Origin of the sequence: Ferdinandcohnia jepli, assembly GCF_047246645.1 — a bacterium.
Classification (GTDB): Bacteria; Bacillota; Bacilli; order Bacillales; family Bacillaceae_L; genus Ferdinandcohnia.
In genome coordinates this window covers 180,572-195,272 of the sequence record NZ_JBFOKR010000006.1, presented here as the reverse complement: position 1 = coordinate 195,272, position 14,701 = coordinate 180,572, and the positions used below count along the sequence as shown (strand labels likewise).

The window sequence follows — 14,701 nt, the reverse complement described above, 5'->3', positions numbered from 1 at the left end:
AATCGTGGCATCCGCCGGAGGCTTTAACTTTATTCAGCCGGAATTTGAACCCCGGCTGAATAAAGTTAAAATAGCTTCCCTCAATTTAGTGAGCGAAGCTTTTATCTATGCTACTTTTTCTATTCATAATCAACTTGCTTATGGTACTCTTTCCAAACCGCTTCATATACCTTTTTAAGTGGCATTTCGTATTGAGTAGCGATTTGTCGGCAGTCTTCATATTCCGGTGCTTTTTGGACGACTTGTCCTTCAAAAACACCTTCTTTTACAGTAACTTTTCCCCATTGAGTGCTAACTTCTGTAAATTTCCGTTCTAAACGATGAACAACTAATGGATAGTAGCGTAAACCTAGAGTAGTTGTCTCTGAGAATAGGATTTTCTTCATCTGTTCAAGCTTACTTTGTGCACAAAGAAGCTGTAAGAGCACACCAGGTCGATTTTTTTTCATAAATATGGGAGTATAATACACATCATTCGCCCCGGCCTCGAACAAAAGATCCATTACATATCCTAGCCATTCCCCTGACATATTATCGAGGTTTACTTCTAGTTTTATCATTTGATCATCAATATGCTCATGATTGGGTGGTAGTTTTTTGCTCAAGCCTCTCCTCCCCTTTCCTATATTAAGTATATAACATTTACTAATATTAGAAAAAGCCCGACCTTGTCGGGCTTTCGTGATATTGGAGCTGACATTTCACTTTCGTACTAGTTTACTGTGAAGTCGCCAGAACTTGTTCTAACATTTAATTTATACTCTCCAGAGCCAATTTCTCCGATGATTCGGTGCTCTGTCTTCTCTGAAAATTCCATTCCTTCGATATTTGCGTCTCCATCTCCTGATCCTCCTCTGAAATCAACAGCTAGAGAAGCAGGCGTCTTTAAAAACTCAACATCAATATCTCCACTACTAGCTTCAAGTATCAAATCTCCCGTTACCTCAACTGCCTCAACTTCTATGTCTCCTGAAGAAGTATTGATGGTTACTTCTTTTGAGTTTAGATTTGTTGTACTAATGTCGCCACTGCTTGCAAGTAATTCTATTACTTTTGCTTGATTATCAGTAGCAACAATATCTCCACTACTTGTTTTAATTTCCAGCTTATTCTCTACGAATACATCATTTACAAGTACATCACCACTTGACGCTTTTACAACAAGTTTACCAATACCTTCTCCATTTTTCACATCGATATCTCCAGAGTGTGTTTCAATCGTTAGCTCTTGTGCATTTACCTCGTCAACTACAATATCTCCTGATGCTGCGTTAATTTGTAATTCTTCATATACCTTTTCTGGCACTTCAACATTCAAGCTTACTTTTGTAAAATTAAACATCATGAATTGGAACTTGTTTTCCTTTTCCATTGTAATTTCAACTGTGTCACCGTCTTCATTTATGTCTAGGTTATAAAGAGCCTTGCTTTTTTTACCTACTTTACCAGTGAACTCAACGTAAATTTCATCTCCATTACCGGGAGTTACATTAACGTCGACAGAAGGTGAATCTATTACAATTTTCTTTACTCCTTCGGCCGGTACCTCCTGTTTTTCATCCACTTCTACTGAGCTAAACGTGAAAACTTCTACTCCGGAGGTATTAACAGAAATGATTAAACCTAAAACCCCGACCATTACCAACAACAACGCACCATACATTATTTTTTTCATTGTTTATTCTCCCTTAATTAAGTGTATATTCCAATTTATATACTTTTTCGTAACTCGATATAATGCCCTACCAACAGGAATCATTCCTCCACCTAAAGCAAGACCAATCCCACACAACACGATCGATATAAACAGTTCCCAGCTTTGGAATCCATAAATGAAACTCTCTCCCATTACTAATAGTGGAGATATCACAAAGCAAATTGATACGATCCAAAGTGATAGATATAGAGAAAATATTGCAATTGCTGGCCCTAAAACAAAAATACTATTAAATAAAAACAAACTTACAGACGCTAGAATCACCCGGCCAAGGTTCCGGTATGAACTAGTTTCATATTCCATAGGAATTCTAAAATCATCTTCTAAACTTGCAGTCTCTAACGGTTGATTTTTTCTATTTTCCTGTGCAACATCAATAAGGTCCTCATAAAGCTCTATAAGTTTTTCACGATCTTCAGGGGGAATTCCTTTTAACCGTTCTTCTAAATCTTGCAGTAGTTGTTCCTTTTTCATCCTTCTCGTTCCCTTCTGGCTTCCTATGACCTTATCTTATCTAATAAAAGTCATATGACCATAGTGACACTGGTCACAAAATGAGTGCTGAACAATTTTTTGTAAAAAAGGAGGCAGAATTACAACTTTTGTACTATTAGGATTCACCATTTTCTAGTAAGATAGGTAAAGATAGGTAATTTAAGGGTGGGATGCTTTATGAAGAAGTCAGTACCTGAATGGATTTGGATTGATTGGTTTATTTTTTTCCTTCGGCTTTGTTGGTTTCTTTCAGGGGTTTTATATTTTTCTATTGAGCGAGGGGATCTAGGGGATTTATCATATTTTGCTTTCGTTGGCATATTAACAGCTTGTTATATTGTGCCACAACTATTTTGGCGACCTGGATATAAGAATCCAATCCTCTATCCAATTTCTGAGCTAATTGTCTCTGGAGGCGCATCCATTTATTTGAATATAGTGTTACAAATGAATCTTGGAACCTCTATGATCTTAATGACACTCTTGATGATTGGTTATCTATCAACAAAACAGACAGCAAAATGGACATTTCCATTCTTCCTACTTGTTTTTCCACTTCCTCAGCTATGGACAACAGATATAGTCTCGTATTTACTTCAATATATTGATATTTTCATTTTCGTAGGTTTTGGAGCATGCTTTAACTATGTAGTTCAGTCACAGCAACGTACAAAACGAATTATTGAAGAAAACAACAAGCAATATAAATTAATTCAAGAACAAAATAGAGTGTTACAGCAGTATACTGAACAAGTAGAAAAAGTAACCCTACTTCAAGAACGAAATCGACTGGCACGTGAACTACATGATACAATTGGCCACCATTTCACATCTGTAACTGTTGGCTTGGATGCTGTTAGCTATCTACTTGAAAGTGATGTTGAAAAAGCGAAGCAAAAGATACAAGTTCTCGCAAACGTTTCTCGTAAGGGACTAGATGATATAAGGCAGCAAATTCATCAGATTTCTCCTACCGAGAATGAAGAAATGCTATCAATCCTTTTAAAACAAATTGCCAATGACTTTAAGGAACATACAAATACAAATGTTCAATTTCATATTCAAGGAAATGAACTTCCCGTCTCTAAAAATATTAAACTTACATTAATCAGATGCCTTCAAGAAGCTCTTACTAATGCAAAAAGACATGGGGAGGCAACAACTGTTAACGTTCATTTTCTTTTTACAAACAATGACCTTACATTAATCATAGAAAACAATGGTTCTCCTATTGATACGATTCATCCAGGGTTCGGGTTAACGGCCATGAGGGAACGAATAGAAGAATTGCAAGGGAATCTTGATATAACTAGCGGTAAGCATCGCGGAGTTAAACTTACAATATCTGTACCTATTAAGGAGGCTGTATAAATGAGTGCTATTAAGCTAGTAATCGCTGATGATCAAGAGCTAATTCGGGAGAGTTTATCAATTGTATTAGATATGGACGACGAAATTGAAGTTGTGGGCTTAGCTGAAAATGGTGCTGAGGCAGTCTCACTTTGTGAAAAAATCAGTCCAAATATCATCTTAATGGACATTCATATGCCAGAAATGGACGGAATTGCTGCAACTAAAATCATTAAGCAGCGTTGGCCAAATACTAAAGTATTAATTCTAACAACCTTCCAAGAAGTTCATCATGTAATTGATGCATTAACAATTGGAGCTGATGGCTATTTATTAAAAGCCATACATCCTAAGGATCTGCTCGCTGGAATAAAGCTCATTCATAAAGGCGGTACCCTGCTACCACAGGATTTAGCTAAATTACTTGTTCAGCAGATTAATAACCCTGAAGTTAGTACCAACACAACTGGCAATTCCACAAACTATGATTTAACTGAGCGTGAAGTTGATGTTCTTGAATGCTTAGCTCACGGACTGAGTAATAAACAAATTGCCGAACGGTTGTTTTTATCCGAAGGTACGGTAAAAAACTATATCTCAAATATTTATCACAAGTTAGATGTAAAAGATCGAATTCAAGCTGCGTTTAAAGCACAAAAAGAAGGATTGATTTAGAAGTTGGGGGAATTTCGCTTTTTGAGGTCATTCATCGGGTGATGAATGACCTGTTTTTTGAATTTCGCAATTTGTGGGCTTTCATCGGCTTGATGAACGTCCTCATGGTGGGATTTCTACTATCTCTGGGCTTTCATCGGCTTGATGAACGTCCTCATGGTGGGAATTCTACTACCTGTGGTCATTCATCACCTTGATGATTGACCTCACAACCTGATTTCTACTATCTCTGGGCTTTCATCACCTTGATGGTTGACCTCACGTACGACGAAAATATACGAAGAAAGGCCTTCATCTAAAGATTGAAGGCCCTCACTTTTCTTTATTTCCTTGACTTACGAGCACTAAAAGTTTTTGAAGCTGGTCTGTCTTTTTTATCATCTCTTGCGTCGACGATTTTTCCACCGTAAAGCTCTTTCTTCGCAAATTGTATTCCCAAATCATGACCCATTTTTTTCAGGAAACTTTCCTCGCGTGCGTTCACAATTGAAATGACAATACCCTTCTTACCCATTCTCCCTGTCCTTCCCGAACGGTGCACATATTGGCTAGTTGTTTTCGGGAAATCAAAATGAATAACATAGGCAACATCCTGAATATCTAACCCTCTCGCCGCAACATCTGTTGTGATTAGTAAAGGCACTTTTCCTTCTCGGAACTTTTTCAAGGATTGCTGGCGTTCCATTTTTTTCGACTCACCTGCGAGTACCGCAACATCAATATGATTATAGGCAAGCTTTGCTTCAATTTCGTCTACCTTCTCAATACTTTTAATGAAGGCAATTGCTTTGTCTGGCTCTGTATGCATAATTCTACGAAGTACATCAACCTTGTCTCTTTGCTCACTTACAATATAGAAGTGGCTAATATTTTCAAGACTAACGGTATCTTTAACTCGAATAACTTCAGCATTATTCATTAATGACTGAGCAACCTTTTCAGTCTGGTCTGCTATAGTCGCTGAGAAAAACAATACTTGTCTGTCACGCAAAGTTGATTTTAGGATACTTTGCACATTTCCTATGTGTTCATTTGAAACGAGTTGATCTGCTTCATCAACAATAACAGTGGACACTTCATGCATTTTCATTTTTTTCAATTTAATTAATTCAACGATGCGCCCTGTCGTACCAATTACAATTTGCGGACGCTCTTTTAACTTTTCTATCTGTTTCTTAACATTAGCACCGCCAATAAAAGAGGCACTCTTAATCGCTGTCCCTTTTGTCCACTTACGAACTTCCTCAGATATCTGCATAACGAGTTCACGAGATGGCGCAAGTATGACAACTTGGATCCCATTCTTCGATTCATCAAGCTTATTAAGTACAGGTAATAAATATGCAAGAGTTTTTCCGGTTCCGGTCGGTGATTCACAAATAACATCTTTGCCTTCTAAAATAGCTGGTATTGATTTCTCTTGAATACTTGTCGGTGCTTCAAATCCTGATTCCTTCCAAACATTCTGAAGAAACGGTTTTAAGGTTTCTAATTGTGACCAATTTGACATGCTATGTACCACCTTATCTAAAATTACCTATGTATAAGTTTTTTCTTTACTGTAATCACTTCATTCTAAACTATATTCTCTACAAGTACAAAAAAACTACGCATAAAAAGATGCGCAGCAAACTCCTCGAAACATAACAATGTTCTATTACAACTATATTTTTCTAGTTTCTTTTACTTTTGCTGAAGAATCTTGCTTATATGTCCCACTATATTCAACAACTTCTATTTCGCAGTCTGGCCCAATAATCACGTTATTTCCTCGAACCATCTTAGCATGTGTGTTTTCAATTTCAATTTCGTCAGCCTCTACTGTGTCTACTCTTAGTGATGTTGGATACACCGATTTAAATAATTGAAGCAGTCCCTTAGGTTTTTGAATAACCTTTATGTTTTGCCCTCCAATTTCCTTGGCGCGACATTCACCAACAATTATGATATCGATAAGGTCTGCATTCAACAGTCCACCTATCGAGAAGGCTCCTTCCCCCTTAAAGACATCGGCTTCACAATCACCGCCAATTTTCGCTTTCCCTTTAATTCTCACTTCTTCTCCCTCTAGGTTTCCACCTACTGAACCCTTTCCTGAGATCTTCATTTTCTTAACAAATGCATTGTCTTGAATTGTACCCGATCCATCAATTAAAAACTCTTCAAATTCAATTTGACCTTCAATATTTCCACTACCGCTTATATGTCCATTACTACCCTTTAAATTACCGTTTACCGTACCAGACCCGTTTAATCTAAATTCGTTACATTCAACATTGCCGTTAACAGTTCCTTTACCATTGATGCTCACTTTATTAAAGCTGCCACCACTCGAAGAGCCCATACCATTAATAATTAAATCCCCTTGATTTTCTACTTTTACCATTTTTCTAACCTCCGTTTATTCTAATATAGTTCGCAATTCTTCAATTAATCCTGAAAAAGCTATCCGACAAACGATTTTAATGCCTTTTTCAAAAATAACCTCGTTAACGTTTGGTACTATGAAACAAGTGGATACACCCAGCTTACGAATGAGTACTAGTTCTCCAGTGTGCAGTTTTGAATTTTTTAGGTAATCAGTGGTTACCTGGATTACCACTTTTGCTTCATCGAGGTTTATGTCTCCAGATTGTAATAAAGTTTCAGCAAGATACACTGTAAGGATATTTTTAAATGTAAATTGATCTTCCATTTCTCCTACGCTCTCTAGATACAAATTCATTGTAGTCAGGGAACCGAGGCCACGTTTTACAACTTCTTCTTTACTTAAATTCACTTCCTTTACATTCGGAGAGAACATTGAAGCCAGTTCATCAAGTGACAGATTTTCTTTCATTTTCTGTATTTTATCTATCCGCTCAATAATCTTTTCTTTCGGAAAAAATGTCTCCTGACCTGTAAAAGTTGACTTCCGGATAAACCATTCCTCTGGTATTAAGTCCTTTCTCTTCCATCTATACAGCTGCCCATACGAAATACCGGTTTGTTCAAGTAGTTCTTTTTTCGATAAAAGTTCTTCATTCATATAAGACGGCTCCTTTCTATACCTATAATGTAACATAACACTGTTACGTCACGCAATAGAATAACCCTAGTTTTTCCAAAAAAATAAAAAACTGAACTGCAAAAGCAATTCAGCCTTGTTTTTCCCATTCCTATTACCGAACTATCTTGCCCGAGTCATTTTCAATAAACCCTTTAATTTCAGCTTTTGAAAAAAGATTAGAATCACCATGTACAGTATGCTTTAATGCCGAAGCAGCAGTTGCAAAGCTAACCGTTTCTTGCGGTGTCATATTATCAATAATTCCACATAAAACACCTGATGAATAAGCATCTCCACCACCAACACGGTCAACAATCGGGTTAATATCATATTCTTTTGATTGATATAATTGCCCATTTACATAAAAATTCCCCTGTAATCTGTTATGAGACGCGGAAATCACATTTCTAAAGGTTGAATATAAATACTTGATATTGGGATACTTCTCATTGATTTTTTCATAATAATACTCAAGCTGTTCATTCTTCTGTAACACATGATCAACTTTATCAATATTCAAAAAGTGGATGGCATCCAATTCACCACAAGAACAAATATCAACATAAGGTAAAAGCTCTGCAAATGCAGCTCCAGCCTCTTGTTGGCTCCATAGCTTTGCTCGATAATTGAAATCAAAGCTTGTTTTCACACCTAATTCTTTTGCCTTCTGTAAAGCGACTAAAGTTAGTTTTCTTACATTTTCTGATAATGCAGGAGTAATTCCTGAAACATGAAACAGGCCTGCTCCCTCTAAAATCTCGGAAAGTGCTACATCCTCTATGAATATCTGTGAAAAGCTTGAATGCTTTCGGTCATATGTAACCTGTGCGCTTCTTTCTCCTACTCCAGACTCTAAGTAGTATGTACCTATTCGCTCACCACCCTTTTGAACGTAATCGGTACGAACGCCAAATGAACGTAAATGTCTTTCTGCAGCTAAGCCGAGAGGGTTTTCTGGTATCTTACTTACGAAATATACATTGTAACCAAAATTCGCGAGTGAGACAGCAACGTTTGCCTCTGCACCTCCATAATGTAATGAAAGCTCACTAGATTGACTAAGACGTTCTCCAGTAACGGTTGATAAACGGAGCAATATCTCTCCTAAAGTCACAATTTTTTTCATAGATTACGCTCTCTTGCTTCTTTAACTTTCGCTACATATTGTGAAGCATACTCTGTAATCTTTTCAAATTCACCCGTCTTAGCTGGAGCTACTAAGTTGCCGCCAACTCCAACTGCTACACACCCATTCATAATCCACTGATCGACATTTTCCAAACTAACTCCACCTGTCGGCATTATATTAACCTGTGGTAGTGGTGCTTTAACCGCTTTCACAAAATCGGGTCCAAATGCGTTACCTGGGAACAGCTTGATGATGTCTACTCCAGCCTCCATGGCTTGTTTCATTTCAGTAATTGTCATACAGCCTGGCATATAAGGGACTTGGTATAGGTTGCATAATTTAGCTGTTTCTTCGTCAAAACTCGGACTTACTACAAACTGGGCCCCTGCTAATATTGCGATTCGTGCAGTCGTCACGTCGAGTACTGTTCCAGCACCAATGACAGCCTCACTATTTTTATAGATTGAAGCTAATTCTTTAATAACTTCATCTGCACCTTGAACGGTAAACGTCACTTCTATTCCTAAAATACCGCCATGGATACATGCATCTGAAATCTTAACTGCTTCTTCTTTTGACTCCGCCCGAACTACCGCTACAACTCCACAATCTGATAATCTAGTCAGTACTTGTAACTTTTTCATGACTGCCTCCAGCTTTATCTTAATTTCCTATTTGGAAATTAATGATATTATATGGAAATCTTTAAAACTATTATATATAATTATGAAAGGGATTACAATATAGAGATATCATAGCAAGGGAGCTTTCATGGATACTACTAAACAACTATATGGAACTGTACTTTTAAAAGCTGACAAAATATTAAATTACTTATCTTCCGTTGAACAACCACAAAGTCTACAACAAATCGCAAAAGAAACTGCATTAACGAGTTCCACTGCCTTAAAAATATTAGATACACTTCAGTATATTGGATATGTCAAAAAGGATGATGAAACGAAGAAGTTTAGTATAGGGACTCGTATCATCCAATACGCAAATAAGGCGATAAATCAGGCACAAATAAAAGATATTGCACAACCATATTTAGAAATACTTCGAAAACAAACAACCGAAACTGTGCACCTTGGGATGCTTGATAAGAATAAAATTGTTTATATTTCAAAGTTAGAGAGCTATAACCCTGTTGCTCTCTACTCTAGCGTTGGAAAATCCATTCCACTCTATTGTTCGGCAATGGGCAAATCAATTTTAGCCGATTGCTCTAACCAGGAAATTGATAACTATTTAAATGAGAATGAGTTACTTCCGAAAACAGTCAATACCATTACAACAAGAGAAGAATTTTTTGAAGAAATAAACCTCATTCGTAAAAATGGCTATGCATTTGATAATGGTGAGCATGAGCTGGATATTTTTTGTGTTGGTGCAAGTATTACTGTAAACGAGCAAAATTTTGGGGCTTTTAGTGTAAGTGTTCCTAAATACAGAATAACAGATGAGTTCGTAGAAAAAATAATTGAAGAAGTTTTAATTTGCAAGAAATCAATTGAAGATAAATTAATGTAAGTCAAATACTCAGAAAGGGTTGAAGATTCTCGATACCTTCAACCCTTTTACTAACTATTATTTAAATGCCATTGCGGCAAGTACTGCTTTTTTCCAACCTGCGTACAAGTCTTCTACTTGTTGACCTTCCATCTTTGGTGTAAAAGTACGGTCCATTTTCCATTGTGCCGCAATTTCAGCTTGATCCTTCCAATATCCAACTGCAAGACCTGCTAAATATGCTGCTCCCAATGCAGTTGTTTCTTGAATCATTGGTCTTTCAACAGGAACTCCAATCATATCACTCTGGAATTCCATTAAAAAGTTATTTTTAACTGCTCCACCGTCAACACGTAGTGTTTTTAATGATATACCCGCATCTGCCACCATTGCTGTTAAAACATCTCTTGTTTGATAAGCAAGTGATTCAAGTGTCGCACGGATAAAATGTTCTTTTGATGTTCCTCGTGTGAGACCGAAGACAGCCCCTCGAACGTCACTATCCCAATACGGAGTTCCAAGACCAACGAAGGCAGGTACAACATATACACCACTAGTTGATTCAACTTTGGCAGCATAGCTTTCAGTGTCATTTGCATCCTTAACCATACGTAGTCCATCACGTAACCATTGTATTGCAGATCCAGCTACAAAAATACTGCCCTCTAACGCATACTCAATTTTACCGTTTACTCCCCATGCAATCGTAGTCAATAATCCATGGCTTGAGTTCACGGCTTTTTCACCGGTATTCATTAGCATAAAGCAGCCAGTTCCATATGTATTTTTTACCATACCTTCATCATAACATGCTTGACCAAATAAGGCTGCCTGTTGGTCGCCGGCTGCTCCTGCAATTGGCACTTCTTGACCGAAGAAATGATGTGATGCTGTGTGCGCATAAACGTGAGAGGAAGGACGTACCTCAGGTAGCATGCTTTTAGGAACGGATAGATGCTCAAGAAGCTCTTCATCCCATTTTAAGTCATGAATGTTATACATCAGTGTCCTTGAAGCGTTTGAATAATCCGTGACATGAGCCTTTCCACCTGAAAGCTTCCATATAAGCCACGTATCAATTGTCCCAAATAATAATTCACCTTGTTCAGCTTTCTTACGGGCACCAGCTACATTTTCCAGTATCCATTTTACCTTTGTTCCAGAGAAATAAGGGTCAATTAGTAAACCTGTTTTTTGACGGAATGTATCTTGTAAACCATTCGCTTTAAGCTCTTCACATATTTCAGTGGTTTGGCGTGATTGCCATACAATTGCGTTATAGATTGGATGACCGGTTTCTTTTTCCCAAACAACAGCTGTTTCACGTTGATTTGTGATACCAATTCCAGCAATTTGCTTTGCCTTAATGTCAGCTTCAGATAAAACCGTTGCCATTACCGATAAAATCGATCCCCATATCTCATTTGCATTATGCTCTACCCATCCTGGCTTAGGAAAGATTTGAGTAAATTCCTTTTGAGCTGTATGTACAATTCCACCCTTTTGGTTAAATAGAATTGCTCGGGAACTTGTTGTTCCCTGATCTAATGATAAAATATATTGTTCCATTAATGGTCCTCCTTGCCTTACATAGATTCAACATCTAGCATCAATGTTGACTTCACTGAGTCTTTCGCTTACAACTTATAGTTTCGTAAAGTAAAAGGAAATACCTATCCAAGGCGGATAGGTATTTTCGTAACGCTCTTAGTTTTCCTATTCAGAGTCTATAATCTATTAATGACGAATTCAAATTCCATATTTTGGTCTGGCTTGATTAGGAACTCGTCGTGTACAGGTGCTCCCCAGCTATCATCTCCACCTACACCCATCTGTCTTCCTGCAACAGTGATCACTGTATAGTGTACATTCGGTAGTTCATGATGATGTTGTGCATTTTCGAGTTCAAATGCTGTGTAAGGAGATACCGTACATTCCACCGGGAGATTCGCAGAAGAAACTTTAATACCCTCACCAATCGGGTTAGACACCTTCACCCAACGAACTCCAGTACGATTTCCTGATTCTTGTGGCATAAGGTAACTCGAGACGTTTTCAGAGACAGTATTTTTAAAGATTCCCAGTTTAGCTCCCTCTGCACGATCTATATAATTTTCCTCAGGTCCCATTGCATACCATTCAAGTTTATCATAATCAGAAGGTACCTTAAATGATAGCGCAAAGATTGGCATTTGAGGTAAATCCTTGACGCCACGGTATACTGTTCGAACACGGACGCTTCCAGTAGAAGCAACAGTATAGTACACCTTCACCTCGAGGTCTTTATGAATAGAGAAATGATAAGTGAATGCAATTTCTGCTCCTTCATCTGTCTCTCTTACATCAGTAGCAACACATTTTCGAGCTAAGCTAGCAGCAAACCATACACCCGAGTCAAATCCTTGAGAGAACCCTCTATCATTGTCAGTTGTAGCACGCCAGAATAATGGAGCTGGTGGACTAGAAATCATTTCCTTACCTGCATATTGAAGGGAAACTAAGCTTCCAACTTGTTTAGAAAAGATAACGCTAAAGTCTCTACCGTGCACCCCAATATTGACGTCTCCAACAACTAACCTAGCCTTATCCGCAGTTTGAACTTGCTTGTTTGGTTTATCGACTTTATAGATATATTGTCCAAATGCAATTTCATGTCCTGCTTCAGCCCATTGGGTACTTTCCTTTAATTTAAAGGATGCTTCAACACAATATTCTCCTGCATTCAAATCAATTCCTTCAGGCCAATCAAATGTAATTCGCTCCTCTGATTGTGGATTTACGATTACTTGTTTTGAAGCGCGGTACACTTCATGTCCTTCATGGAATAATGCATATTCGAATGTATAATCGTCTGTATCTATGAAAAGATTATCGTTTACAATCAATACACCTTTTTGGTCTGGTGTAAGCTTTAGGTTTTGGTATAAATATTTCACTTCTTGCATTTTCGGCGAAACTTCACGAGTAGCATAAACAATACCATTTGTTGAGAACCCATAATCGGTTGGTCTGTCACCGAAGTCTCCACCATATGCTAAATACTCATTCCCATATCGATCTTTGTTATATAATGCTTGATCCATGTAATCCCAAATGAAACCACCCTGATACATTGGGTATTTGTTTTCTAGATCAGTGTATTTATTCATTCCACCAACTGAATTACCCATAGCGTGCATATATTCACAGCTAATATATGGCTTTTCTGGATTATCATTTAAATATTCTTCAATATCAGCAGGTTTTGCGTACATTCTGCTTTCCATGTCACTAGTATCGTTATAATCTCTATTATGGAAAACTCCCTCATAGTGAACGAGACGACTTGGGTCAACAGATCTGAAGTAATTAGAAACGTTTAGGATCACTTCACCAGCATAAGCTTCATTTCCACAAGACCAAATAACAATAGATGGGTGATTTTTATCTCGTTCGTACATTGAAATTGCACGATCCATTACAATATCCTGCCACTCAGGCTTGTTTCCAGGGATATTCCAAGATGGCTCAACGACTCCCATCTTTTGCCAAGAACCATGTGTTTCTAGATTCATTTCATCTATTACATATAGACCATATTCATCACATAATTCATACCAAAGTGTTTGATTCGGGTAATGCGATGTGCGGACTGAATTAATATTATTTTGCTTCATTGTCTTAATGTCCCAAAGCATATCTTCTTTTGTAATCGTGCGTCCTGTACGAGGGTTAAACTCATGACGGTTAACACCCTTAAACATGATACGCTTGCCATTAATACACATGATTTTATTAATCATCTCAAATCTTCTAAATCCAACTCGTTGGGGGATAACCTCCACAATCGTACCACCTGGATTGTAGATTTGAATGTATAACGTATATAAATAAGGTGCTTCAGCGCTCCAAAGCTCAGGCTTATCAACCTCAAACGTAAATACTGCAGTATTACCTTCAACTTGGAAAGAAGTATTTGCGACGGTATTATCCTGATGATCAACTAGTTCTGCAACTACCTTCGCTCCAGCTGGTAATTCAGAAAGAAAATCAAGGCTTCCGTGTAATGTTCCAACTGAGTATGTTGAATCTAGTTCAGCACGGACATGGATGTCCTGCGCATGTATTTCCGGTACAGTATATAAGTAGACATCTCTAAAGATTCCCGAGAATCTCCAAAAGTCCTGATCCTCCAGCCAGCTGCCGGTACTACGTTGGTAGACTTCGATTGCTAATTTGTTTTCTCCATTTACTAGATAAGGAGTTAAATCAAATTCAGATGGAGTAAAAGAATCTTCACTGTATCCAACAAATTTTCCATTAATCCAAACATAAAAAGCTGATTCTACACCTTGGAATGAGATATATACAGGTTTGTTTTCCATATTTTCTGGAATCGTAAAATATTTCACATAGCTTCCTACTGGATTATGGTCCATTGGAATTTCTGGTGGACGAATATCATTACTCCCATCCCATGGGTACATCGTATTTACATATTGTGGCCTTCCGTAGCCTTGTAACTGGATATGGCCGGGTACTGTAATATCGCCCCAGCTAGAGCAATCAAACTCTTCCTGATAAAATGATTCAGGTCGATTTGCTGGATTTATCGAATAACTAAACTTCCAGTTTCCATTTAACGAATATCGTAATGGCATTGATTCTTTTCTCTTTGCTTCCTCTACTGTCTCATAGTAAAGGTGATCTGAATGCGCTGGAAGTCGATTTACAGCAAAAACCTGCAAATCAGAAAGCCAGCTAAGTCTTGGCAATGTTGTCATAATACTTTACA

The 14,701-nt window shown here is 37.7% G+C and carries 13 protein-coding genes; 3 read left to right on the top strand and 10 right to left on the bottom strand.

The window, feature by feature from the left end; translation table 11 throughout:
- Window positions 1-119 precede the first annotated feature (119 nt).
- From larC2 to AB3M96_RS08250, 3 genes are all read right to left on the bottom strand, one after another.
- Window positions 120-605, bottom strand: coding sequence for a nickel pincer cofactor biosynthesis protein LarC2 (gene larC2 / locus AB3M96_RS08260; RefSeq protein ID WP_412967109.1), 486 nt, complete (start codon window positions 603-605; stop codon window positions 120-122).
- Between the two features lie 107 nt (window positions 606-712).
- Complete coding sequence (locus AB3M96_RS08255; RefSeq protein ID WP_412967108.1) at window positions 713-1,675, bottom strand: DUF4097 family beta strand repeat-containing protein; 963 nt, start codon at window positions 1,673-1,675, stop codon at window positions 713-715.
- Between the two features lie 3 nt (window positions 1,676-1,678).
- Window positions 1,679-2,191, bottom strand: a complete 513-nt coding sequence (locus AB3M96_RS08250; RefSeq protein WP_412967107.1) for a DUF1700 domain-containing protein — start codon at window positions 2,189-2,191, stop codon at window positions 1,679-1,681.
- Window positions 2,192-2,389: 198 nt separating this feature from the next.
- Here AB3M96_RS08250 and AB3M96_RS08245 point away from each other — a divergent pair, with 198 nt between their 5' ends.
- Together AB3M96_RS08245 and AB3M96_RS08240 are read left to right on the top strand one after the other, a co-directional pair.
- Window positions 2,390-3,583: a sensor histidine kinase gene (locus AB3M96_RS08245; protein WP_412967106.1), complete on the top strand. Its 1,194-nt coding sequence runs from the start codon at window positions 2,390-2,392 to the stop codon at window positions 3,581-3,583.
- Complete coding sequence (locus AB3M96_RS08240; protein ID WP_412967105.1) at window positions 3,584-4,237, top strand: response regulator; 654 nt, start codon at window positions 3,584-3,586, stop codon at window positions 4,235-4,237.
- A gap of 322 nt (window positions 4,238-4,559) precedes the next feature.
- Here the strand turns inward: AB3M96_RS08240 and AB3M96_RS08235 are convergent, their stop codons facing one another.
- From AB3M96_RS08235 to AB3M96_RS08215, 5 genes are all read right to left on the bottom strand, one after another.
- Window positions 4,560-5,747 carry a DEAD/DEAH box helicase gene (locus AB3M96_RS08235; protein WP_412967104.1) on the bottom strand — a complete coding sequence of 396 codons (1,188 nt, stop codon included), beginning with the start codon at window positions 5,745-5,747 and terminating at the stop codon, window positions 4,560-4,562.
- 153 nt (window positions 5,748-5,900) lie between these two features.
- Window positions 5,901-6,623, bottom strand: coding sequence for a polymer-forming cytoskeletal protein (locus AB3M96_RS08230; RefSeq protein ID WP_412967103.1), 723 nt, complete (start codon window positions 6,621-6,623; stop codon window positions 5,901-5,903).
- A gap of 15 nt (window positions 6,624-6,638) precedes the next feature.
- On the bottom strand, window positions 6,639-7,265 hold the full coding sequence (locus AB3M96_RS08225; protein WP_412967102.1) for a YhbD family protein: 627 nt from the start codon (window positions 7,263-7,265) through the stop codon (window positions 6,639-6,641).
- Window positions 7,266-7,398: 133 nt separating this feature from the next.
- The gene (locus tag AB3M96_RS08220) at window positions 7,399-8,412 is read right to left on the bottom strand and encodes a PfkB family carbohydrate kinase (protein WP_412967101.1); all 1,014 of its coding nucleotides are present in this window, start codon (window positions 8,410-8,412) and stop codon (window positions 7,399-7,401) included.
- Window positions 8,409-9,059 (bottom strand): bifunctional 4-hydroxy-2-oxoglutarate aldolase/2-dehydro-3-deoxy-phosphogluconate aldolase, encoded by a 651-nt coding sequence (locus AB3M96_RS08215; RefSeq protein WP_412967100.1) that lies wholly within the window; start codon window positions 9,057-9,059, stop codon window positions 8,409-8,411. The genes AB3M96_RS08220 and AB3M96_RS08215 overlap by 4 nt, the downstream gene beginning before the upstream one ends.
- Before the next feature lie 127 nt (window positions 9,060-9,186).
- Here AB3M96_RS08215 and AB3M96_RS08210 point away from each other — a divergent pair, with 127 nt between their 5' ends.
- On the top strand, window positions 9,187-9,948 hold the full coding sequence (locus tag AB3M96_RS08210; protein WP_412967099.1) for an IclR family transcriptional regulator: 762 nt from the start codon (window positions 9,187-9,189) through the stop codon (window positions 9,946-9,948).
- 57 nt (window positions 9,949-10,005) lie between these two features.
- On the opposite strand, the gene glpK is transcribed toward AB3M96_RS08210, so the two are convergent.
- Window positions 10,006-11,496, bottom strand: a complete 1,491-nt coding sequence (gene glpK / locus AB3M96_RS08205) for a glycerol kinase GlpK (RefSeq protein ID WP_412967098.1) — start codon at window positions 11,494-11,496, stop codon at window positions 10,006-10,008.
- Window positions 11,497-11,654: 158 nt separating this feature from the next.
- Entirely contained in the window at window positions 11,655-14,690 is a 3,036-nt protein-coding gene (gene lacZ, locus AB3M96_RS08200; protein WP_412967097.1) for a beta-galactosidase, LacZ type, read from the bottom strand.
- Window positions 14,691-14,701 lie beyond the last annotated feature (11 nt).

What these genes read in the sequence shown, in the direction of transcription:
- AB3M96_RS08225 (WP_412967102.1), bottom strand. Translation starts at nt 7,265, where the DNA reads ATGAATGAAGAACTTTTATCGAAAAAAGAACTACTTGAACAAACCGGT.
- AB3M96_RS08255 (WP_412967108.1), bottom strand. Translation starts at nt 1,675, where the DNA reads ATGAAAAAAATAATGTATGGTGCGTTGTTGTTGGTAATGGTCGGGGTT.
- AB3M96_RS08215 (WP_412967100.1), bottom strand. Translation starts at nt 9,059, where the DNA reads ATGAAAAAGTTACAAGTACTGACTAGATTATCAGATTGTGGAGTTGTA.
- AB3M96_RS08230 (WP_412967103.1), bottom strand. Translation starts at nt 6,623, where the DNA reads ATGGTAAAAGTAGAAAATCAAGGGGATTTAATTATTAATGGTATGGGC.
- AB3M96_RS08235 (WP_412967104.1), bottom strand. Translation starts at nt 5,747, where the DNA reads ATGTCAAATTGGTCACAATTAGAAACCTTAAAACCGTTTCTTCAGAAT.
- AB3M96_RS08250 (WP_412967107.1), bottom strand. Translation starts at nt 2,191, where the DNA reads ATGAAAAAGGAACAACTACTGCAAGATTTAGAAGAACGGTTAAAAGGA.
- AB3M96_RS08210 (WP_412967099.1), top strand. Translation starts at nt 9,187, where the DNA reads ATGGATACTACTAAACAACTATATGGAACTGTACTTTTAAAAGCTGAC.
- glpK (WP_412967098.1), bottom strand. Translation starts at nt 11,496, where the DNA reads ATGGAACAATATATTTTATCATTAGATCAGGGAACAACAAGTTCCCGA.
- lacZ (WP_412967097.1), bottom strand. Translation starts at nt 14,690, where the DNA reads ATGACAACATTGCCAAGACTTAGCTGGCTTTCTGATTTGCAGGTTTTT.
- AB3M96_RS08245 (WP_412967106.1), top strand. Translation starts at nt 2,390, where the DNA reads ATGAAGAAGTCAGTACCTGAATGGATTTGGATTGATTGGTTTATTTTT.
- AB3M96_RS08220 (WP_412967101.1), bottom strand. Translation starts at nt 8,412, where the DNA reads ATGAAAAAAATTGTGACTTTAGGAGAGATATTGCTCCGTTTATCAACC.
- AB3M96_RS08240 (WP_412967105.1), top strand. Translation starts at nt 3,584, where the DNA reads ATGAGTGCTATTAAGCTAGTAATCGCTGATGATCAAGAGCTAATTCGG.